The organism is Acidobacteriota bacterium (genome assembly GCA_012517875.1).
Classification (GTDB): Bacteria; Acidobacteriota; JAAYUB01; order JAAYUB01; family JAAYUB01; genus JAAYUB01.
Map to the genome: position 1 here is coordinate 17647 of JAAYUB010000100.1, position 21988 is coordinate 39634.

Consider the following 21988-nt stretch of genomic DNA (forward strand, 5'->3'; position numbering starts at 1 on the left):
TCAGCCGTCCCAATTCGACGATTTCGTCGGGAGATGGTGAGACGCGATCCCGCTTTGCGGAAGGATTGAGGTGAAGGTTCTCAAGTCCTAAATTGTGGGTGCCGGGAACTGGATCTCGGGACCTGGGTGCTGGGACTTGGGGGCTGGGTTCTGAGAGTCAGGACCCAGAATCCCGGTCCCAGGTCCAGTTTCGATGTCCGAGGTCCGAAGTCCGTGTTACGGGAACGCGCCTCAATCCTCGATTACGAGCACGATTACGATGACGATTACGAGGATGAGCAAGAACGGGGAATTCCCTGTTATAATTTCGACCATCACATATTCAGCGAGGCGCGAATCGCATGCTTCACATCGGCGTTCTCTTCGGCGGCAAATCGGGCGAGCACGAGGTGTCGCTGGTCTCCGGCACCACGGTGATGGCCAACCTGGACCCGGCGCGCTACCGCGTCTCCGCCATCGGCATCCGCAAGGACGGCTCCATGGCCGCGCCGGACGAGGCCCGCCGCATGCTGCAACGGCCGCTGCCCCACGTGGCGTGCCCGGCGGTCATCCTCCGTTCCGCATCGGCCGGACGCTTTCTCGAGATCGCCGCCCGCGGCACCGACGGCGTCGAGACCACCTTCGATGTCCTCTTCCCCGTGCTCCACGGCACCTACGGCGAGGACGGCACCATCCAGGGCCTGCTGGACATGGCCGAGGTCCCGTGCGTCGGCTGCGGCGTGCTGGGCTCCGCGGCCGGCATGGACAAGGCGATCATGAAGCAGCTCTTCGCCGCAGCCGGCCTGCCCATGGTGCCCCACCGCACCGTCACCCGCGGCGACTGGCTCGCGGACGCCGCCGCCCTGGAGCGACGCCTCCTCGACGCGCTCGGCCTGCCGCTGTTCGTCAAGCCGGCCCGCCTCGGCTCCAGCGTGGGGATCTCGAAGGTCCGGGTGGCGGCGGCGCTGGGCCCCGCGCTAGCGCTGGCGTTCGATTATGACTACAAGGTGATCGTGGAGCTGGGCGTCCCCGCCCGTGAGATCGAGTGCTCGGTCATGGGCAACCAGGCGCTGCGCGCGTCGCTGCCGGGCGAGATCCTCCCCAGCAACGAATGGTACGACTACACTGCCAAGTACGTGGACAACCGCTCCGGCCTCCTCCTCCCCGCGCCGCTTGACCCGGCGCTCACCGAGCAGGTCCGGGAACTGGCGGTCCGGGCGCTGGCCGCCATCGGCGGCGAGGGCTACGGTCGCGTGGACTTCCTCCTGGACCGCGAGACGGGCAGTCTCTACGTGAACGAGATCAACACCATCCCCGGCTTCACCGAGATCAGCATGTTCCCGAAGCTGTGGGAGCTCACCGGTGTCTCCCTGCCTGCGCTGCTCGACGAGCTGGTGCGGCTGGCCCTGGAGCGCCACGCTTGGCGCGCCGCGCTCCGCACCAGCTACGGAGGCGCGTCATGACCGCCGCCGCGGACCGGCCGCTCCCCGAAGGGAAGCTGGATCCCGACCTGCTGGCCGAGCTGCTGCGGGCGCTGCCGCCGCCCGATGCGTCGGTGGTGGTGGGTCCGGCGGTGGGCGAGGACGCCGCAGTGGTCCGGGTCGGCACCGAACTGGTGGCGCTCACCACCGACCCCATCACCTTCGTCAGTGACGACGCCGCCGCCTGGCTGGTGCAGGTCAACGCCAACGACATCGCCGCCATGGGCGCGCGACCGCGTTACCTGACGGTCACTGCGCTCTTCCCGACCGGCGCCACGGCCGCCGCGGTGCGGGATAGCTTTCGCCGCCTCGCCGCGCACTGTCAGCGACTGGGGATCGCTCTCGTCGGCGGCCACACCGAGATCACCCGGGCGGTGACCCAACCGGTGCTGGTGGGCCAGATGGCGGGTGTCACCGACCGCCAGCGGCTGCGGCGCAGCCGCGACGCCCGGCCCGGCGACCGGATCCTGCTGGCGGGCGCCGCCGGCCGCGAGGGGAGCGCCATCCTGGCGCGGCACCGCGCGGCCGAACTGGCCGCGTTGTTCCCGGCGGAGGTGCTGGCCGATGTGGCGCGATGGGCGGAGCCGCCGGGGCTGTCGGTGGTGGACGCGGCGCTGGCGCTGGCCGAGATCGACGGCGTCCACGCGCTTCACGACGCCACCGAAGGCGGAGTGGCCGGAGCGGTGCGGGAGATGGCGTTGGCTTCCGGCGCCGGCTGCCGTCTGGTGCTGGAGCGCATCCCGGTCCGGCCCGAGACCTGGGCCATCTGCGGCGCCCTGGGTCTGAACTGGCTGGGACTCATCAGCTCGGGCCTGCTGGTGGCCGCCGTCGCCCCGGATGCGGTGGCGCTCTGCCTGGCGGCGCTGGCGCCCCTGGGCCTGCCGGCCGCCGACGCCGGCGAGATTCTGCCCGCGGGCTGCCTATTGGAACATGGCGGCGTCGACGCTCCGCTGCCGGAGTTCGCGGTGGACGAGATCGTGAAGGGAATCGGTGAATCGGTGAATGGGCTGGATATTGGGAACGTACAGCGTGCAAGAAGAGACGGGGAGCTGCGTCTACAGGACGAACGCTCTGAAATTTAGGAACGGAGGCACACCATGAGCACATCGCGACACGCGGCCATGGCGGCCGGAGTGCTGCTGGCGGTGGCGCTGCTGCTGGCCTGCATGACGTCACGCGAGGGGGCGCCCGCCCCCGAGCTGCAGGAATCGAAGACCGTCGCCGCCGACGGCGGCGCGGCGATGGCCGCCCCGCCCGGGGAGCCGGCCGCGGCCCCGAACACGGACAAGGCCGCCCGGCGCGAGGACGTGCAGCGCCCCGTCGAGGCGACGAAGAAAAAGATCATCAAGACCGCCGACGTCCGCATGCAGGTGGCCGACTACGCCGCCTGCCGAAAGGCGATCGACGCTCACGTGACCGCCCACGGTGCATACATCGCCTCGGAGAACGAGAACAACGACGGCCACACCCTGGAGAACACCCTCGTCATCCGGGTGGAGGCCGAGCGCTTCGACGCGCTCCTGGCCGCACTGGCCGGCGAGGCGTCCTACCTCCACACCAAGTCGGTCAACGCCCGCGACGTGACCGAGGAGTACGTGGACGTGGCGGCCCGCCTCCGCACCCGGCGCGAGGTGGAGGCGCGGTACGTCGAGATCCTCCGTCAGGCCCGCACCATCCCCGACGTGCTGGCGGTGGAGAAGGAGCTGCGCGTGCTCCGCGAGGAGATCGAGTCCGCCGAGGGACGGCTCAAGTACCTCAACGACCAGGTGGACTACAGCACCATCCGCCTCACCGTGTACCAGACGCTCGCCTTCGCGCCGGCGCCCGGCGAGGGCATCGGCTCCCGGCTGCTGGCGGCGCTCCGCGAGGGCTGGTCCGGCCTGGTCACCCTGTTCGTGGGGCTGGTGTACATCTGGCCGTTCTGGGTGCTGGTGGGCATCATCGTGTGGCTCCTGGTCCGCTACCGCCGCCGGCTGCTGGCCCGCCGCGCCGCCGCCCAGCCGGCTGCCGGTGCGCCGAAGAGCTGATCGACGGGATCGCGACATGCCGATGGCATCCGTCGAACGCTACGAGTTCCATACCCACACGCTGCTCAGCGACGGCGACCTGATTCTGTCCGAGCACGTCCGCCGCGCCGAGAAGGCCGGCGTGACGGTGCTCGCCGTGACCGACCACGCCGACGCCAGCAACCTGGAGGATCTGCTGAAGGCCTACCGGCGCTTCATGGAGCTGGAAGCCGCCCGCTACGCCGTGCGGGTGATCCCCGGCGTCGAGCTGACCCATGTGCCGCCCGACCTGATCGACGAGTTGGCCCGCCAGGCCAAGGCGCTGGGCGCGCGGGTGGTGGGCGTGCATGGCGAGACCATCGTTGAGCCGGTGGCGTCCGGGACCAATCGCGCCGCCGTGACGTCACGCCACGTGGACTTTCTTGCCCACCCCGGCTTCCTCTCCGTCGAGGAGGCGCGCGCGGCGGCGGCCGGCGGCGTCTGCATCGAGCTGACGGCGCGCCAGGGGCACTGCCTGACCAACGGCCACGTGGCCCAGGTGGCCCGCGCGTCCGGTGCGGCGCTCATCGTCAACTCCGACGCTCACGCCCCCGAGGACCTGATCGACGCCGTGTTTGCGTGGCAGGTGGCCCGGGCGGCGGGCCTGTCCGACGCGGAGGCCAACACCGCGACGCTGACCAATCCCCGACGGCTCTTCGAGCGTATATCCACTGCTGATGGTTGATCGTTGATGGCTGATGTGCGAAGGTTCGTGCTCGTAATTCGTAATCGTCAATCGTAATCGTGACCGCACGCGTCATCGATGGGGGCGCGGGATCGGATCAAACAGCCATTGCGGCAAGCACCCGACCCTTTCGGGCCGCGCGCGTGCCGCAATGCGCGCAGGAGTTGTCGCTGTTGGAGACGCTTACTTCTTCGCCGGGGTCGCCGGAGCCGCCGGTGCGGCGGCGGGATAGGTCTGGTTGTAGAGGGCGATGACCGTATCCGTCACGTCGGCACCCGGGTTGAGGAAGGCGATGACCTGGGGGTTGAGGTAGAGGATCGCCGCATACTGGTTGTCCTGCGCGAATTTCTGGAACAGGGGCGCCATCTTCGCGTTCATCCGCTTGGTGAAGTCCTCGATCCGCTGGTTGAAAGCCTTCTTCAGGTCCTCGGAGCGTCGCTTGATCTCGGTGTCCAGGGCGTCGATCTCGCCGATCAGCTCGTCCCGCCGGGCGTCGGTGAGGACGTTCTGCTGGCTGCGGAGCTGGTTCTGCTTTTCCTCCAGCAGGCGGGCCCGTCCCCGGACCTGGTCGTCCTGAGCCTTGGCCCAGTCCATGATCTTCTGGTACTCAGCCTTACCCTCGTCGGTGCTCACCACCGCCCGGTTGGAATCGATGAACCCGATCTTGGACTGCGCCCATGCCGGCGCCGCCAGCACCGCCAGGATCGCGATGACGCACATGCTCGCTCTGTTCATGGACCGTCTCTCCTTTTTGGAATCACCCGGGGAACGGCTCGCCGGGCGCAAAATCGGCCGCCCGACGCCGGGGCCGGCGGGTCGGGCTCCGTCCCGACCGGTTATGATAACGGGCGCGACGTCGTGGTTTCAACCCTTTTGTGCTTCCCCGCCGCGGCCGAACCCAGCCGGCTGGATAGATGTACGGATCCGCCGCGGTGATGTTTCGCTTGCGCCGCCATCCGAAACGGCCGATACTGAGTCGGAGCCGGCCGGAACGGCCGGCGCGGCGGAGGACCCGTGCAGGGACGCCTGTCATCCGTATGGTTGAATGATTACATCCGCAACCGGGGCGGCGTACTCACCGTGGAACGGCGGACCGTCATCGCCGGCTGATGAAGCGCGTTCAAAGGGCCGTCAGGTCTGACGGCCGCGCCCCCGAACCCGGCGGCCTACACCCGGGTGGATCTTGCGGACGGACTCACCGTCTACCTCGCGCCCGAGGTGCTGGCCCAACTGCGCCCCGGCGTGCGGAAGCTTCTCATCCACATCCAGGACTACGGTCGCTTCTGGCTTCACCTGGAGCCATGACCGCGGCGGTCGACGCGCGCTGCCTCACGCCGGCAGCTTCGCTCGCGCGAACTCCAGGCCCAGCGCCTGGAGCTTGGCGTCGGCGGGCCGGGTGGTCGCGGGATCCCAGTCACGCTTGGCGTAGTACTCGGCCATCAGCCGGTCCCACGCGTCGCGGGCCACCACCGCGCCCTTGCGCGGACCCATCGTGAGCGGCTCCTCGAAAAAGCGATCCGGGATGCTGTCGTCGGCCCGGCGGAAGCCCTCGCGGTAGTTGAAGCACTTCTCCAGGTTGAACACCCGCTCGCCGGCGGCGACGTAATCCGCATCGACCCAGCCGCGGCCGGAGATCGATTCCAGCACCTGCTCCACCAGGCCGGCGGCGTAACCGCCCCGGGCGAAGAGGCACACGCCGACGGAATCCACCAGGGCGGTCCCGTTCTGCCGGTCGGAGGTGAATCCGTTCAGGTGGCAGGCGCCCCGGTTGGAAGTGGCGTAGCTCACTCCGTAGCCGGGCTGCACATGGACGTTCCACGCCGCGAAGCCGTGCCCCTTGCTGTGGATGGCGAACTTGGCGGTCTCGCGCCCCATCCGGCCGGCCAGGTGGCGCACGCCCCGTGCGGCGGCGTCGCCGACGCCCTCCCGGTGGGCGATCCGGTGCAGCAGCTCGATAGTGGCGTCGACGTTGCCCCAGGCCAGGTCGAGGCCGTCCAGGGCGTCCCGGTCGATGCAGCCGCGCTCGTACGCTTCCATGAGGAACCCGATCACTCCGCCCACCGAGATGATGTCGAGCCCCAGGTCGTCGGCGTGCCGGATAGCCCGCTGCACGCCGCCCAGGTCGCCGATGAGCAGGTTGGCGCCCAGCATGGTGCCGGTCTCGTATTCGGGTCCGTCGTGGACGAGACCGGGGTACGGACCGTCGGCCACGCGGCCCGCCTTCTTGCAGGCCAGCGGGCAGGCGTAGCAGGCGAAGTCCCGCTGCCAGACGGCCCGCCGCGCCGCCAGGCCGCCGATCCGCTCGATGTGCTCGAACGTCCCCTCGCGGAAGTTGCGCACCGCCTGGGTGCCGTTGTCGCTGGATGCCACAAGCGCCGAGCCGGTGCCGTAGCGCCGCCAGTTCTCGGTGCCCGGCGTGCCGTGGAAGCCCGCGCGAGCCTTGTCCAGTGCCTCCAGGAACCGCTTATGGGCGGCCACGTCGGGCTGGCGGGAGCCGCGCACGGCGACGGCCTTCAAGTTCTTGGCGCCCATCACGCAGCCGGTGCCGGCGCGGCCGGCGGCCCGGGCCGCGGTGTTGATCACGGAGGCGTAGGGGACGAGGTTTTCACCGGCGGGGCCAATGTAGCAGGTGCGGAAGCGCCGATCGCCCAGCGCCGCAGTGAAGGCGCGGTCGAAGGCGTCGGTGCCCATTCCCCAGTACTTGCCGGCGTCGCGGATTTCCACCCGGTCGTCGTCGACGTACAGGTAGACCGGCGCCGCCGCCCGCCCCCGCACCAGGATGCCGTCGTAGCCGGCGAAGCGGATCTCCGGCCCGATGAATCCACCCATGTTCGAGTAGCTCACCGTCGACGCGTGCCGGTGGGGCGAGGCGACCGGCGCCGTGATGGGGGATTTGGTGACCACGCAGGTACGCGAAGCGGACGGCAGCGGGAAGCCGGCGAACGGCCCGGGCATGAACAGCAGCGGGTTGTCCGGCCCGAGGGGGTCGGCGCCCGGCTCGGGGAGCAGGTCCCACAGCAGCTTCATCCCGAGGCCGCGGCCGCCGATGAACTGTTCATAGTCGGCGGCGGGGATTTCCCGCCGGCCGGTGCGGCCCGTCGACAGGTCCACCTCCAAAACGGATCCCCAGTATCCCGGTAGTCGGCTCATCGGACGTCACCTCCTTGCGCCGGCCCGTACCAGCGCGCGATCAGCTCCACGGCGATCCGCTCCGGCGGCAGCGCGTAGTGCCGGCCGTCCAGGCCGCCCTTGATGTAACTCAGGGCGCCGTAGGGACAGAGGGCGACGCACTGCGGGTCGCCGCCGCACAGGGTGCACATCCGCTCCGGGCGGTTGGTCTCGCGGTTGGGGATGATGGCGCCCACCCGCTGCGTCCGGCACGCCTCGGCGCAGGCGTCGCAGGCGATGCAGCGTGACGGATCGTTGCGCACCGTGAGCAGCTCCGGATCGCGGTACAGCGCCCGCAGGCCCTCGGCGTCGGGCTCCACAGGGCAGGCCGCCACGCACGGGTTGTCGCGGCACATCACGCAGACCACCGGCACGTCGGCGTCCGGATTGAACGCGTGGACCCGGATGTTGGACAGGTACGGGTTGCCGAGTCCCCGCAACTCCTCGCCGTCCACCGTGACCGGGTGGTTGAACTGGGCGCAGGCGGTTTCGCAGGTGCGGCACCCGGTGCAGCGGTTGTAGTCCACCAGGATCATAGCGTAAACCGGCCGCTGGGCCGGCCCCTGGGCCCATAGGGCGCGCACGCCGCAGTGGCCCACGGCCAGGCCGGCCCCACTCCAGGCGGCCAGGCGGATGAAGGTGCGCCGGTCGGCTCGCACTCCGCCGCGCAGGTCCAGCGCGGTGAGCGGCCCCGGCGATGGTTCGGACGCACTCATGGCAGCCACCTCCTCGCCGTGAACCGGACCGGGCCCGGAATCCCGGCAGTCATGATCGGATACGCATCATTATACTAAATCGGCAGTTTCAGAAACGGCGGCCCGGGACGCAGACCGGACGTTCGGATGGATTCTTCAAATCTCAATCGCCGGTGAGCCGGATGTCGAGACCGCCCACGGCCGCCGGGGTGATCCGGAGCCGGCCGGCCGCCTTCTCGCCGAGCATCCCCTTGCCGGCGAGGAACTGTTCCGCCCGCGCCAGCGATTTCACCCGGACCTTCACGTATTGGACACCCGGGGCGGCCGCTTCAATAACCCGGAGCCGGGGGCCGGCGGGAAAGGAGAAGGCCAGTCTGTTCGGACTCTGAGGCCCCGGAATGAGCCGCGTCCACGGCGGCGCCGCCGCTGCAACCGATCCTACGCCAAGGACGATCTCCTCCACGGCGGAGACACCCAGCGGCCCGCCGTCACGTCGGGCCAGTTCCGCGGCGGCCGCCGCGCGCTCCGCGGCCACCTTCACCCGAGCGACGTAGTCGCAGACGAAGACGAAGACGCTCTCAGGCGGGAGGCCGGCGAAAAAGACGTTGATCCAGATGACGTGCTCCTGCCCGCCGGCCGTGTATTTGACCGGGACCGGCTCAGCGTGGGGGATGCCCCGGCGGTCCATCGCCGCCACCGCAGCGGCGGCGTCGCCCGCGGGCTCGAAGGCGATCCCCTTGAACTCCGTCGCCGGCGGGGCACCGGCGGGCGTGGGCATGGTCACGAATTCGATGGCAGCATTGCCGAGCGTCAGGCCGCCGCTGGCGAAGCCGCCGTACCGCTGGTAGGGCCACGCCTCGGGGAGCTGGAAGTCGTCCCGGAACAGCCGGAACAGCCGCTCGGATTCCGCGGACTGGATGAAGAAATGGTCGATCTGCGTCAGCATGGGGGTCTCCTGTTCCGCCGGACGGGCGGCGACCGATACGGACATCAGCACCACGACGGTGCGGATCAAGCGCTGCCGACTCATCGCCCCTCATTCATACTACAGAAACCACCCGCCGGCCAGACCCTTGACGGCTTTCTATCGGCCGGCGCCCGGGGCGTGGCTGCCGTTGCAGGTCGTGCTCGCCGTCGTAGGCCGCGTCCAGCGGACGCGGCCTACGGCGGAATCCAAAACGGCGTCGAACCGCCGCACTTCTTCGCGCCGGGGTGAGCCACAGGATCCGATGACGAGCACGATTACGATGACAATGACGATTACGAATTACGAACACGAAATCCGAAGTCCGCTGTCCGCGTTACGGGAACGAGCCTCGAGTCCCGAGCCTCTAGCCTCGAAAATGAAACCGGCCGGGACGCCGCAAGGCGTCCCGGCCGGATGCAGTCAAGCAGAACGATCAGAGCCTGAACTCGCCGCGGACGAAGGCCGCGCCGGTTTCCAGCGCCTTGACGTTTTCGGCAATGAGCTTTTTTGCCTTGATGAAGGCAGGCAGGCCCTTGATCGCCGTATCCATGCTGATGAGGCCGGTCTTCTGGATGAACGCGCCCAGCACCACCATGTTGGCGAAGCGGATGTTCCCCAACTGCGACGCGATCTCCGACGCCGGGATGGGCAGCCATTCCACGTCCTTGCGGCTGGGCTGGATGTCGATCATGGAGGTGTTGTAGATGAGCAGGCCGCCGCGCGCCATTTCCTTTTCGAACTTCTCCAGCGACGGCTTGTTAAAGGCGACACAGACAGTGGACGCGCTCACCAGCGGCGAACCGATGGGCGCGTCCGAGATGTTCACGTGGCAGTGGGCGGTGCCGCCCCGCATCTCCGGACCGTAGGAGGGGAGCCAGCTCACGTTGTACCCCTCCATCATCCCGAGTTGGGCCATGGCCACGCCGAGCAGCAGCACACCCTGGCCGCCGAAGCCGGCGATCTTGATCCGCGGGTTGCGGTACTGCTCGGGCACCTTGGGCCGGGCCGCCGGCGCCGCCTCCTCCTCGAGCGGCAGCTCGATGAGCTGGAGCACGTCGGCGTCGGAACAGGTCACATCCGGGGGCGCCCAGCCCTCCGCCTCGGCGGATTTATCGCGGAACACCTGGACCGGATAGTAGGGGAGCATCTTTTCCTCGATCCACTTCAGCGAGTCGGGCGCCGACACCTTCCAGCCGGTGGGACACTGCGCCAGGATCTCCACAAAGCTGAAGCCCTTTCCCTGCACCTGGTTCTCGAGCGCCTTGCGGATCGCCTTGCGCGCCTTGGCGCGGGCCCCCGGCGAATGCAGCGAGACGCGCTCCACGTAGACGGGCGCCTCCAGAGCCGAGATGAGCTCGCACATCCGGATGGGATACCCTTCGTTGTGGATGTTGCGGCCGCGCGGCGAGGTGGTGGTCTGTTGGCCCACCAGGGTGGTGGGGGCCATTTGCCCGCCGGTCATGCCGTAGATCGCGTTGTTGACGAAGAAGACGGTCAGCCGCTCGCCGCGGTTGGCCGCGTGGATGATCTCGTCGCCGCCGATGGCGGCCAGGTCGCCGTCCCCCTGATAACTGATGACGATGGAGTGGGGGTTGATCCGCTTGATGCCGGTGGCCACCGCCGGGGCACGGCCGTGGGCGGCCTGAATGTTGCCCACGTCGAAGTAGTAGTAGGCGAACACCGAACACCCCACCGGGGAGATCAGGATGGTGCGCTCGGTGAGCTTCAGGTCGTCCAGCGCCTCGGCGATGTACTTGTGGGCGATACCGTGACCGCAGCCGGGGCAGTAGTGGGTGACGGCCTGGTTGCCGCTCTTGCGGGGATACTCGGGATAGAAGCTCGCGGGCTTTTCGAGGTATTTTTCGTACATGGCTTCCTCCTAGAGCTTCCGGATCACGCCGAGCAGTTCCTGCGCCGACGGGACCGAGCCGCCCATGCGGCCGTAAAATTTGACCGGCTTGCGACCCTCGACGGCCAGCAGGACGTCTTCCACCATCTGCCCATTGGACAGTTCCACCACCTGGATTGCCTGGACCCGCTCGCACAGCTTCTGGATCCGCTTGGCGGGGAACGGCCACAGCGTCACAGGACGGAGCAGCCCCACCTTGATCCCCTGCTCTCGGGCCAGATCCACCGTCGTGCGCAGGATGCGGCTGATGATGCCGTACCCGATGACCAGCAACTCGGCGTCCCGGGTACGGTACTCGTCGACCAGCACCTCTTTCCGCTCGATCTCGGCGTATTTCTTCTGGAGCTTGCGGTTGTGCTCCTCGAGCTCATCGGGATCCAGATAGATCGAGTTGATCAGGTTCTTCCGGGTGGCGTCGTCGCCGTGCACCCCCCAGTCGTGGCGTTTCGGATGCTGAACGACGGTCGGAAAGTTCACCTGCTCCATCATCTGGCCGATATAGCCGTCGGTCATCACGTAGACCGGTGTGCGGTACTGGTCAGCCAGATCGAACGCCTTGATCGTGAGATCGCACATTTCCTGGGCGGAGTTGGGCGCCAGAACGATGCAGCGGTAGTTGCCGTGGCCGCCGCCCTTGACCACCTGGTGGTAGTCGGACTGCTCGGGGGCGATGTTGCCCAGGCCCGGGCCGCCGCGCATGATGTCGGCGATGACGCAGGGCAGCTCGGCGCCGGCGCAGTAGGAGACGCCCTCCTGCTTGAGCGAGATGCCCGGCCCCGAGGAGGCGGTCATGACGCGGACGCCCCCGCCGGCGGCGCCGTACACCATCTGGATGGACGCAATCTCGCTCTCCGCCTGGATGAACGTCCGGCCCACCAGGGGAAAGTACTTGGCCGCGGCTTCGGCGATTTCGCTGGCCGGGGTGATGGGGTAGCCGAAATAGGCCTGACACCCCGCCAGGATGGCCGCCTTGACGACCGCTTCGTTGCCCTTGATCAGTTCTCTTGGCATGGCTTCCTCCCGCTCATTGCGCCTGCTTGGCCAGGCGGTAGACGGTCACCGCCCCGGGCTCGGGGCAGGCATAGAAGCAGGTGCCGCATCCCGTACAGCCGCTCCCCTTGTACTGGGCGGGGTGGTACCCCTGCTTGTTGATCACGGTCTTGGAAAATTCGATCACCTGGACCGGACACGCCACGATGCACAGGCCGCAGCCCTTGCATTCGTCGACGGAGATCTCGAGCCGGCCCCGGTCGAGCTTGTCAGTCATGAAACACCCCCGAACGGTTGGATTGTGGGGGCCGCCCCGCCGCGCAAGCGGCGGGGCGGCGGATATCACGGGGCGGCTTCAGCCGCCCGTCCGGCTACTTGCGCCGCGGCTTCAGGAAGCGGCCCAGGACGTCGGCCAGGTCGGGCGAGCCGATTTCCTGCAACTCGTACATCACCCGGACCGTCGGGTGCTTGATCTTGCACACCCGACGCAGATCGATGGGCGTGCCGATAACCACCAGGTCGCACGGCGTGTTGTTGATGGTCTTCTCGAGGTCCTTCACCTGCTGGCCGCCGTAGCCCATGGCCGGGAGGAGGCCCTCCACTTCGGGGTACTGGGTGAAGGTTTCCACCAGCTTGCCCACCGCATACGGCTTCGGATCCACCAGCTCGGCGGCGCCGTACTTCATGGCCGCCATGACCCCGGCGCCGTAGTCCATCTCGCCGTGGGTGAGGGTCGGGCCGTCCTCGACCACCAGGACGCGCTTGCCGTGGATGGCCCCGTAATTTTCCACGAAGAGCGGGCTGGCCGCGTCGATGACGACGGCCTTGGGATTGGCCTCGCGGATCGACGCGCGCACTTCCTCGATCCCGTCGAGGTCGGCGGTGTCGATCTTGTTGATGATGATCACATCGGCCCGGCGCAGATTGGTCTCGCCCGGGTGGTAGGCCAGCTCGTGGCCGGCCCGGTGCGGGTCGACCACGACGATTTCCAGGTTCGACTTGAAGAACGGGAAGTCGTTGTTGCCGCCGTCCCACAGGATGACATCGGCCTCCTTCTCGGCCTGCCGCAGGATCGCCTCGTAGTCCACGCCGGCGTACACGATGACGCCCTTGGCGATGTGCGGCTCGTATTCCTCCATCTCCTCGATGGTGCACTTGTGCTTCTTCAGATCCGCCAGCGTGGCGAACCGCTGGACGGCCTGAGCGGCCAGGTCGCCGTACGGCATGGGGTGCCGGATGGCCACGACCTTCTTGCCCAGCGCCTGCAGCGCGCGGACCACCGCCCGGCTGGTCTGGCTTTTGCCGCAACCGGTCCGGACGGCGCACACCGACACCACCGGCTTGGTGGACGTGACCATGGTGGCGTCGGGGCCGATGAACCGGAAGTCCGCCCCCTTGGCCAGCACGCGCGAGGCCTTGTGCATGACCACGTCATGGGGCACGTCGCTGTAGGCGAAAATCACCTGGTGGACCTTGTACTTGTCGATGAGCTGCTCCAGCTCGCGCTCGTCGTAGATGGGAATCCCTTTCGGATACAGCTTCCCCGCCAGCTCCCGGGGATACTTCTTGCCGGAGATGTCCGGGATCTGGGTGGCGGTGAAGGCGACCACCTCATACTGGGGGTTGTCACGGAAGCAGGTGTTGAAGTTATGAAAATCGCGCCCGGCGGCGCCCATGATCAGCACGCGAATCTTGTCAGCCATGTTGTCCTCCTCTTGATATTTGATTTCAGGCCCTCGGATCCGGATTGGGGGGGCAGCCCCCCGAGTTCAGCTCAGCGGGCCGATCCTCTGAGTGAAGAACGAGACGGTGAGTTGGCGTTTCCGTTCCATATGTCCGCTCCGGGTCGGCGGCACGGCGCCGCGCTAGTCCAGGAGATGGGAGACCAGACCGTCCTTGAGTTTCGGCTCGAACCAGGTCGACTTGGGCGGCATGAACCGGCCGGCGTCGGCGATGGCCATCAACTCGTCGACGGAAGTGGGGTAGAGGGCGAAAGCCACCGCCGCCTCGCCGCTCCGGACCAGCCGCTCCAGCTCGCCGATGCCGCGGATGCCGCCGACGAAGTCGATGCGCTTGTCCTTGCGCGGATCGCCGATCCCCAGCACCGGCGCCAGCAGGTTTTCCTGCAGGATGCTCACGTCGAGGCTGCGCACCGGGTCGTCCGCGGGGAACGTGCCCGGCCGGGGTGACAGGCGGTGCCACCGGCCGTCGAGGAACATCCGGAACTCGTGGCGGCGCTCCGGCCGGCCCGAGTCCGCGGGGGCCACGTCGAACACCGGCTGCAGCCGGGCCAGGAACGCGGCCGGGTCGAGCCCGTGCAGGTCGTGGACCACCCGGTTGTAATCCATGATCTGGAGCTGGTTGTGGGGGAAGATGTAGGCCAGGAAAAAGTTGTAGTCCTCGCGGCCGGTGTGCCCCGGGTTGCCGTCCCGGCGCATCCGGCGCACCCGCGACGCGGCGGCCGACCGGTGGTGGCCGTCGGCGACGTACAGGTGCGGGATCTGGCGGAAGATGGCGGTGACGTCCGCGATCCAGCCGGGGTCGGAAACCACCCAGAACCAGTGTTCGATGCCGTCGGCGGAGGTGAAGTGGTACTCCGGCTCGCGGCGGCAGGCCGACTCGATTTTGGCGTCGAGGTCGGTCCGGGCGTGGTAGGTCAGGAAGACCGGGCCGGTCTGGGCGTTGAGCTCGCTGACATGGCGGGTGCGGTCGTCTTCCTTGTCCTGCCGGGTCAGCTCGTGCTTGCGGATCACGTCGGCGTCATAGTCGTCCACCGACGCGCCGGCAGCCAGCGAAGTCTGGATGTGATCCCCCATCCGCTGGCGGTAGATGTAGAGGCTGTCGGCCGCATCCCGGAACAGCACACCGCTGGTGATCAGTCTCTGGAAGTTTTCCCGGCCCTTGCGGTAGACGCGATCGTCGTACAGGTCGATGCCGGGGGGCAGATCGATCTCGGGCTTGCCCACGTGGAGGAAGGAGTAGGGATTGCCGCCCGCCATGGCCCGGGCCTCCTTCGATGACAGGACATCGTAAGGGGGCGACGCTACCTGCTCCACCAGGTGCCGCACCGGCCGGACGCCTCGAAACGCCTTGATCACCGCCATCGCTTCACTCCCGAAAGATCTGATTACAGTCGGAATATGAAAGTGTACCGAGGCTGCAATCCAAAGTCAAACACAATCACGCTGACCGACGGCGCGGCGCACCAAGACGCCAGCCGGTGGCGGATTCTCGGCGGTTCTCAGAGGAAGGGTGGATCGGCCGGGAGTCAGACCCTGGAGCTGAGAACGCGCCGGCGGATCAGCTCGTCGCTCACCCGGAACCGGACCAGGCGGTTCTCGCGCAGACTTTCCAGCTCGTTGGAGGGGATGGACTTGAATTCCATGTACAACGATTTGAGATAGGTGTAGTAGTTCTCCAGCGGCGCAAACGCGTGGTAGATGGAAAACTTGCGCCGGTGGCCGTAAAACGTCTTGAGGAAACGGATCAGGGTGTTCCAGCGCACCGGGTGCTCCAGATCGGGGGCGAAACCGCCCTTGGAGAAAAAATTGTGAGCGCGGGCCTCGGCTTCAAAATGGAAGCGGTACGGGTACCAATACTCCCCCTGTTTCATGTAGCAGTTGTAGGTGTCGATCACCACCAATTCGCCGCTGACTTCGGGCACGCGGTCCCCCTCCCGGCCCTGCACCAGGCTCAGCAGCAGGCTCGCGTCCACGGCGATGGGCACGCCGCGCAGCAGGTAGTTGTATACGTCGTTCTGCTGGACCAGGCAGCTCTGCCGGTCCACGTAAATTTCCATGGGATAGTTCTGGATGTCGCAGAAGAGCTGCACGTGCTCCAGCACGCTCAAACGATCGGATGGCAGAAGGAGGCGCTTGTCGTTCATACGCGCCCTATTATACCAGAGAACGGCGGCGCCGTCAGGCTTCTCATACGCCCGCACCAGCGGACGCCGTCAAGTCCTTGTGATATATGCGGAACCGCTTGTAGCACTTGGAGCCGAGCATCTCCGCGGCGCGGTTCATCATGACGTTGTCTTCGAGCACCCAGCCGATCTCCGCGTGATGATAGCCCGCCGCCGTGCCCCGAGTGACGATGTCGTGGTAGAGCGCCGCTGCAAAGCCCATGCTCTGGTACTCCTTCAGGGAGCCCATGGCCAGCACCCGCAGCACATCCAGCCGCCGCCTGGCGCGTAGCAACCGGAGCCAGCCCAGCGGCAGCAGGCGGCCGCCCAGATCCTTGAGGATCAGATTCAGCTCGGGGAGCGCCAGGAGGAAACCCACCGGCTCGCCACCGCGCTCGGCGATGTAGACGACGCGGGGGTCCACCACCCACTTGAAGTCCGCGGCCATGGCGGCGATCTCCTCGCGGGACATGGGCACGAAACCCCAGTTGCTGCTCCAGGCGTCGTTGTAAACCTTGAAGATCCGGTCGATCTCCTCGTCGAGGCGGTCCATCCGGATGTCGCGCGTGGTCAGGCCGTACCGCTGCATCAGCCGGCCGGTGACGCTGGCCAGCTTCTCCGGGAAGGGGTGGTCGTCGCTGAGCCAGTACGCCAGCAGGTCCTTGGCCTTGACGAATCCCGCCGCCTCGATCAGTCCCGCGTAGTAGGGATGGTTGTATGGCATCATGAACGCCGGCGGGCGGTCGAAGCCCTCGATGAGGAGGGCGCACTCGTAATTGGTGGAGGGGCTCACCGGCCCCTGCAGGGCGGTCAGGCCCCGGCCGGCGCACCAGGCGGCGGCCGCGTCCAGGAGCGCCCGGGCCGTGGCCGGGTCGTCCTCGGTTTCGAAGAAGCCGAAGAAGCCGGTGGCGTCATGACAGAATTCGTTGTGGGCCCGGTTGTGGATGGCCGCCACACGCCCCACCGGGCGGCCGTCGCGCTCCGCCAGGAAAAACTCCGCCGTCGCCTGCCGGTAGAACGGGTGATGCCGCCGGTCCAGCAGCCGCCGCTGGTCGTATCGCAGCGGCGGGACCCAGTGGGGATGCCCGGCGTAGTGCCGGTAGGGAAACTCGATAAAGGCGCGCAGGTCGCGCGCGCCGGACACCGGCCGAACCGTCGTTGTCATGGCTGTTGCTCCCATCGCCGGGTTGGGTCAGCGGCTCCGCGCCGGCACGGCGGCGCCGTCGAGCGCCGTCCGAATCTCGTCGGCCAGCCGCTCCAGGCCGTCGCCCCGCAGCGCCGACACGGTCAGGTCGCCGTACCGCTGGGCCAGGTGGACCTGTTCGGCCGGGTCCAGCCGGTCGGCCTTGTTGAGCACCCGCAGCCGCGGGATCCCGTCCAGGCCGAGGTCGGCCAGCAGCCGCTCGACGGTCAGGATGTGGTGGTCCCGCTGCGCGCTGGTGGCATCCACCAGGTGGATGATCAGCGCCGAGTCCTCGATCTCCTCCAGTGTCGCCTTGAACGCCTCGAGCAGGGGCGGAGGCAGCTCGCGGATGAACCCCACAGTGTCCGAGACGATGACCTCCTGTCCCCACGGCAGTCGCATGCGCCGGCTCACCGGGTCCAGCGTGGCGAACAGCTTGTCCTCGACCGGGACCGCCGCCCGCGTCATGGCGTTCATGAGGGTGGATTTACCGGCATTGGTGTACCCGATGATGGACACCACCGGCGCCCCCCGCCGCTGCCGGCCCAGGCGCCGCTGCCGTCGCGAGGTGCGGATCGCGGCCAGCTTCTGCGCCAGCAGGTCGATGCGGTCCTTGATGCGGCGTCGGTTCACTTCCAGCGACGTCTCACCGGGACCGCGGCCGCCGATCCCCCCGCTGAGGCGGGACAGGGAGTCGTCGAACTCCACCAGCCGCGGCATCAGGTACTGGAGCTGGGCCAGCTCCACCTGAATCTTCCCCTCCTGGGACCGGGCCCGGCGGGAGAAGATGTCGAGGATGAGCTGGTTCCGGTCGATGACCTTCAGGTCGGTCTCGCGGCCGATGAGCCGGCTCTGGGTGGGGGTGAGGGTCTGGTTGAAGATGAGCAGGGTGGCGCCGAGCTGCATGCTTCGGGTGATGAGCTCCTGCAGCTTGCCCCGGCCCAGGAGGTAGCGGGGATCCAGGGAGGCGCGGCGCTGGACAAACCGGTCGATCACCTGCACGTCGGCGGAATAGGCCAGCTCCTCCAGTTCGTCCATCCGCTCGCGTTCGGTGTCCACGGGGCCGGTGGTGACTCCCAGCAGGATCGCCCGCTCCGCGTGCTCCTGGCGGCGAAGCTGCGAGGTCTTCCGGACAAATTCGCCCTCCAGCTCGCGGATGAATGCCTCATAGTTCAGGTCCAGGTGGTGCACGTCGCAGGACGGGAGCAGCCGCCACAGCTCGGGCCGGACGGCGCCGCCCGGCGGATCGAAGTCGGGCGACAGGTGGGCGGTGTGCACCTGCCCGGGCCGGCCGTCGTCGGTGACATCCAGGGCGGTCATGGTGTCCAGCCGCAGGAGCGAGAGGTCTGTCAGATCCTCCCGGCTCAGCCCCGCCTCGCCGAAATGGGTGTGGATGCAGCGAAGGCCGCGGAACCGCCGCAGGTCGGTGCGGATCCGGCGGAAGTCGGGCAGCTCGATCCGGCTGCGATCCCCCACCACGACGTACTCGACGGCGCCCTTCCGGTCCACCAGCACCCCCACCTGGCGCCGGATTTCGGCGGCGATCCGGGCCAGGCCCGCCGCGAACTCCGGCGTCAGCAGGCTTTGTGCCGGCAGGCGGCGCTGGTAGATTTTTTGAAGCTGGCGGATCTGGCTGGGCTTGAGTCCCGAAGTGTTGCCGTAGATCTTGGAGATGGGTCACCTCCGCCGGGGTCGCGGCCGGAGCCTTCCGCCGTGCCGCTTCAGGTGGCGCTGGAACAGCGCACGCATGCCGGGGCGCCTGGCACCGGCGTCGGCCGGCGCGGGTTCGCTTTGGGCGAACGTTTCATGCAGCTCCCCGTCCTGCACCGTGACCCGGCCCTCGGTGCTGAGGCGCACCCAGTGGGTACAATAGGCGCGCCACCGGCCGCCGCCGCACTGGCGGACACAGAAGGTGTCGGTGTCCGTGCAGTTGACGCACTCGCCGAGGAGGAGGCAGACGCGCGGCACCAGCAGGCCGCACGTCCGGCACAGGATGTATGGCTCATCCACCGGCTCGAAGCGGGGGCAATCCGCCCGGGCCCGGTAGTCCTCGATGTGACCGAAGATGGTGCAGCCATAAAACTGGTGGTCGATCCGGCTGGCCGCGGGGTCCATGGACTGGAAATCGTCAAACCAGTTCCGGCAGGTTCGGCAATCGACGATCACAACGAATCGACCTCACGAACGGGTTGGAGGCGGATGACGGGTGTCGGGCGGCAGCGACGCGAGGCGGCGCGGGGAGCGGGGACTGCGGGCGGCGTCATCGGGTGCTACCGCCGGTCATCAAGGGGTCCTCGAACGGGCTGGCCGGGTCCCAGCCGTGGCGGATCAGTTTCAGCCGGACGTCGCGGCGGCCGAAGCGGATGGCTTCCTGGCCGGTGGGCATGTAGATGTCCACCTCCCGACCCTGGATCTCCGGACCGGTGTCCATGGCGGTGTAGATGCCGGAACAACCCTCGCCCTGGATCTCGACGATGGAGCCGAGGGGCACCACGCGCGGATCCACCGCGATGATGCCCCGCCGGACCCAGACGCCGCTCTTGGTGATGCCGAAGACGGAGTAGGCGGTGGCTTCGAACTTCTGCCACGCGCCGTCGTCAGGCAGCGGTTCGATGACCGGCGGCGGAGCGATCGCCGGTCGGTGAGGCTCCAACTCCAGGCTGAAGGCGGCCTCCTCGTCGATCGTGCGCGCAAAGATCACCCGGTTCTCCAGCGCCACGTAAGAGAACAGGACGACATTGAGCAACAGGATCAGCACCAGAATCGACTTCCGGATGTACACAGCCCCTCCAGCAACACACCACCGGTCGATATTATTATAAACTGAAAGTCAAACCTGCGTACCCCGATGTTTCCCCGACCACCGCCGGCACCGGCGTCCGGCAGCAGCCGGAAGCCCTTGGGCCCCACGAAAAAGTCTGCTATCATACCCCGGCACACGGAGGGCGGATGAAGGCGTACCTGTCGGGGTCGATGGAGTATGCGCCGGACTTCGGGACCGGCTGGCGCGATGAGATCGAGGCGTTCCTGCGCAACACGCTGCGCCACGAAGTGTACAATCCGGCCCGCGATATCCGCAAGAACCTCTCCGCCGAGGAACAGGCCAATTTCCGACGCTGGAAGACCGACGACCCACCCCGGTTCCGCGCGGTGATCCGCAAGATCATTCACTACGACCTGGATGTCCTCGAGGGGGGCGTCGGATACGTCGTCTGCCACTGGGACCGGCACTGCCGGCGCGGCGGCGGGACTCACGGCGAGCTCACCACCGCCTTCCGCCGCGGCATTCCGGTCTACATGGTGACCGAGGAGCCGTCTCAAGAGATCAGCGGCTGGATCCTGGGCTGCTGCGACGAGGTGTTCGGCTCCTGGCCTGAGCTCCGCGCCTTCCTGCAGGCGCGTTATTCGCAATGATCATCCGGAGGCACGCTTCATGCAAAAGTTCATCCGCGGACAGATGGGTTGGATCGAGGTGATCGCCGGCAGCATGTTCAGCGGCAAGAGTGAGGAGCTCATCCGCCGACTGAAACGCGCCGAGATCGCCAAGCAGCGGATCCAGGTCTTCAAGCCCAGCCTGGACGACCGGTACAGCGAGACGCACATCGTCAGCCACAGCGACATGAAGTATCAGGCGGAGATTGTGAAAACGGCCAGCGAGATTATGGAACGGGTCCAGCCCCGCACCGAGGTGGTGGGCATCGACGAGGCCCAGTTCTTCGATCCCGGCATCGTGGACGTCTGCAACCGCCTCGCCGACATGGGCAAGCGCGTCATCGTCGCCGGCCTGGACCGGGACTACCGCGGTGTGCCGTTCGACCCCATGCCCCATATCATGGCCATCGCCGAGGACATCACCAAAACCGCCGCCATCTGTATGCAGTGCGGCAATCCCGCCTATTACACCCAGCGGCTCATCGCCAGCCAGGAGCGAATCGTGGTGGGCGCCGCGGACGCCTACGAGGCCCGTTGTCGGCGCTGCTTCGAGCCGCCCAAGCCGGAGTCGCCCCCGACTCGGCCGGAGGATCCGTCGGCGTGAGCCTGCGTCGCCAGGCCGTCCATCCCGGCGGCGCGGCGGCGGCACAGGGCCGACCTGCTATAATGAACTCAGGATGACACCGAACCGCCGATCAAGCGACGCATCGCGTCCCCGCCCGGCCGGATGTGCGGAGGCCGCGGCGGCGGCGCTGCCGGCGTCTGAGCGCAATTCCCCCTGGGAGGCGAACTATGTGGTGCCCCACCTGTCGAGCCGAGTACGTGGAGGATGTCCGCCGCTGTCCGGTCTGTGACGTGGATCTGGTGAGCGAACTCCCCGACGAGGCCCCCGAGTACATCCCCGAAACCTGGAAGCTCGCGGCGGAGTACACGGACGAGATTGCGGCCAGCCTGGCGGAGGGATTGCTGGAAGACAACGACATCCCGTGCAAGCTCGAGAATCTGACCTTCCACGCCGAGCCCATCGCCGTGTCCCAGTCCTTCAGCTGCGTGCGGATCTGGGTGGAGGAGGAAAACCTGGCGGCAGCCCAGGCGCTCCTGGCCGAGGCGGACAATTTCGCCCTTTGTTCGGAATGCGGCGCAGCGGTGAAAAAAGAGGATGCGGCCTGTCCCCAGTGCGGCGCCACGCTGGAGGACGAGCCGGCGGGCGACTGACTGCGCCCACCGGTCCACGGTGCGCTCCGGGCGCGACCGTTCAGCTCAGCTCAGGGAATCAGGGAGCGACGAACAGTTCCCGGGCGACCACTTCGCGGACCCCCGGCAGCTTGCGGACATCGGCGATGAGCCGTTGGCGGGTCTCCTCGGTGGGAACCTGGCCGAAAAGCTCCACTCGCCCGGCGGCGCAGTTCACGCTGACGGTGCTCCCCTTGTACCCCAGCCGGATCTTGTTCAACACCAGGAAGGTCAGGTCCTTGTCGGACAGCTCGTAGACCACCCCGTCGGCGGTGCCGGCTGCGGCCGGCGCAGCGGGCGCGGCGGCGCCCGGCGCG

The 21988-nt window shown here is 67.7% G+C and carries 22 protein-coding genes; 7 read left to right on the forward strand and 15 right to left on the reverse strand.

The window, feature by feature from the left end:
• The first annotated feature begins 341 nt into the window (after positions 1–341).
• The 4 genes from GX414_10665 to GX414_10680 are packed head-to-tail and all read left to right on the forward strand — an operon-like array spanning position 342 to position 4190.
• Positions 342–1442, forward strand: a complete 1101-nt coding sequence (locus GX414_10665; GenBank protein ID NLI47555.1) for a D-alanine--D-alanine ligase — start codon at positions 342–344, stop codon at positions 1440–1442.
• A complete protein-coding gene (locus tag GX414_10670; protein NLI47556.1) occupies positions 1439–2542 on the forward strand; it encodes a hydrogenase expression protein in 1104 nt (367 codons plus the stop codon). Before GX414_10665 ends, GX414_10670 begins: the two co-directional genes overlap by 4 nt.
• Before the next feature lie 15 nt (positions 2543–2557).
• Positions 2558–3487 carry a DUF4349 domain-containing protein gene (locus GX414_10675; protein NLI47557.1) on the forward strand — a complete coding sequence of 310 codons (930 nt, stop codon included), beginning with the start codon at positions 2558–2560 and terminating at the stop codon, positions 3485–3487.
• Positions 3488–3509: 22 nt separating this feature from the next.
• Positions 3510–4190, forward strand: coding sequence for a histidinol phosphate phosphatase domain-containing protein (locus GX414_10680; GenBank protein ID NLI47558.1), 681 nt, complete (start codon positions 3510–3512; stop codon positions 4188–4190).
• Between the two features lie 183 nt (positions 4191–4373).
• Here the strand turns inward: GX414_10680 and GX414_10685 are convergent, their stop codons facing one another.
• The 14 genes from GX414_10685 to GX414_10750 form a co-directional block, all read right to left on the reverse strand.
• Positions 4374–4925, reverse strand: a complete 552-nt coding sequence (locus GX414_10685) for an OmpH family outer membrane protein (protein ID NLI47559.1) — start codon at positions 4923–4925, stop codon at positions 4374–4376.
• Between the two features lie 594 nt (positions 4926–5519).
• The gene (locus tag GX414_10690; GenBank protein NLI47560.1) at positions 5520–7340 is read right to left on the reverse strand and encodes an aldehyde ferredoxin oxidoreductase family protein; all 1821 of its coding nucleotides are present in this window, start codon (positions 7338–7340) and stop codon (positions 5520–5522) included.
• Positions 7337–8074 carry a 4Fe-4S binding protein gene (locus GX414_10695; GenBank protein ID NLI47561.1) on the reverse strand — a complete coding sequence of 246 codons (738 nt, stop codon included), beginning with the start codon at positions 8072–8074 and terminating at the stop codon, positions 7337–7339. Before GX414_10695 ends, GX414_10690 begins: the two co-directional genes overlap by 4 nt.
• A gap of 142 nt (positions 8075–8216) precedes the next feature.
• Positions 8217–9083 (reverse strand): hypothetical protein, encoded by an 867-nt coding sequence (locus GX414_10700; protein ID NLI47562.1) that lies wholly within the window; start codon positions 9081–9083, stop codon positions 8217–8219.
• 370 nt (positions 9084–9453) lie between these two features.
• Positions 9454–10890: a 2-ketoisovalerate ferredoxin oxidoreductase gene (locus tag GX414_10705; protein ID NLI47563.1), complete on the reverse strand. Its 1437-nt coding sequence runs from the start codon at positions 10888–10890 to the stop codon at positions 9454–9456.
• 9 nt (positions 10891–10899) lie between these two features.
• Positions 10900–11940, reverse strand: a complete 1041-nt coding sequence (locus GX414_10710; protein NLI47564.1) for a 3-methyl-2-oxobutanoate dehydrogenase subunit VorB — start codon at positions 11938–11940, stop codon at positions 10900–10902.
• Positions 11941–11953: 13 nt separating this feature from the next.
• Entirely contained in the window at positions 11954–12196 is a 243-nt protein-coding gene (locus GX414_10715; GenBank protein NLI47565.1) for a 4Fe-4S dicluster domain-containing protein, read from the reverse strand.
• Positions 12197–12290: 94 nt separating this feature from the next.
• Positions 12291–13622, reverse strand: a complete 1332-nt coding sequence (locus GX414_10720; protein NLI47566.1) for a GTPase — start codon at positions 13620–13622, stop codon at positions 12291–12293.
• Between the two features lie 162 nt (positions 13623–13784).
• Entirely contained in the window at positions 13785–15023 is a 1239-nt protein-coding gene (locus GX414_10725; GenBank protein NLI47567.1) for a DUF1015 domain-containing protein, read from the reverse strand.
• Between the two features lie 164 nt (positions 15024–15187).
• Positions 15188–15805: a hypothetical protein gene (locus tag GX414_10730; GenBank protein ID NLI47568.1), complete on the reverse strand. Its 618-nt coding sequence runs from the start codon at positions 15803–15805 to the stop codon at positions 15188–15190.
• A 43-nt stretch (positions 15806–15848) separates the two neighbouring features.
• On the reverse strand, positions 15849–16988 hold the full coding sequence (locus GX414_10735; protein NLI47569.1) for an N-acetyltransferase: 1140 nt from the start codon (positions 16986–16988) through the stop codon (positions 15849–15851).
• Between the two features lie 27 nt (positions 16989–17015).
• The gene (hflX, locus tag GX414_10740; GenBank protein NLI47570.1) at positions 17016–18680 is read right to left on the reverse strand and encodes a GTPase HflX; all 1665 of its coding nucleotides are present in this window, start codon (positions 18678–18680) and stop codon (positions 17016–17018) included.
• A gap of 3 nt (positions 18681–18683) precedes the next feature.
• Positions 18684–19121 carry a hypothetical protein gene (locus GX414_10745; GenBank protein ID NLI47571.1) on the reverse strand — a complete coding sequence of 146 codons (438 nt, stop codon included), beginning with the start codon at positions 19119–19121 and terminating at the stop codon, positions 18684–18686.
• A gap of 145 nt (positions 19122–19266) precedes the next feature.
• Entirely contained in the window at positions 19267–19788 is a 522-nt protein-coding gene (locus tag GX414_10750) for a hypothetical protein (GenBank protein NLI47572.1), read from the reverse strand.
• A gap of 167 nt (positions 19789–19955) precedes the next feature.
• On the opposite strand from GX414_10750, the gene GX414_10755 reads away from it, so the two are divergent.
• The 3 genes from GX414_10755 (at position 19956) to GX414_10765 (ending at position 21653) form a co-directional block, all read left to right on the forward strand.
• A complete protein-coding gene (locus GX414_10755; protein NLI47573.1) occupies positions 19956–20420 on the forward strand; it encodes a hypothetical protein in 465 nt (154 codons plus the stop codon).
• A 19-nt stretch (positions 20421–20439) separates the two neighbouring features.
• On the forward strand, positions 20440–21042 hold the full coding sequence (locus GX414_10760) for a thymidine kinase (protein NLI47574.1): 603 nt from the start codon (positions 20440–20442) through the stop codon (positions 21040–21042).
• A 188-nt stretch (positions 21043–21230) separates the two neighbouring features.
• Entirely contained in the window at positions 21231–21653 is a 423-nt protein-coding gene (locus GX414_10765; GenBank protein NLI47575.1) for a DUF2007 domain-containing protein, read from the forward strand.
• Between the two features lie 58 nt (positions 21654–21711).
• Here GX414_10765 and GX414_10770 read toward each other — a convergent pair.
• On the reverse strand, positions 21712–21988 hold a 277-nt coding region (locus tag GX414_10770; protein NLI47576.1), incomplete at its 5' end, for a BON domain-containing protein.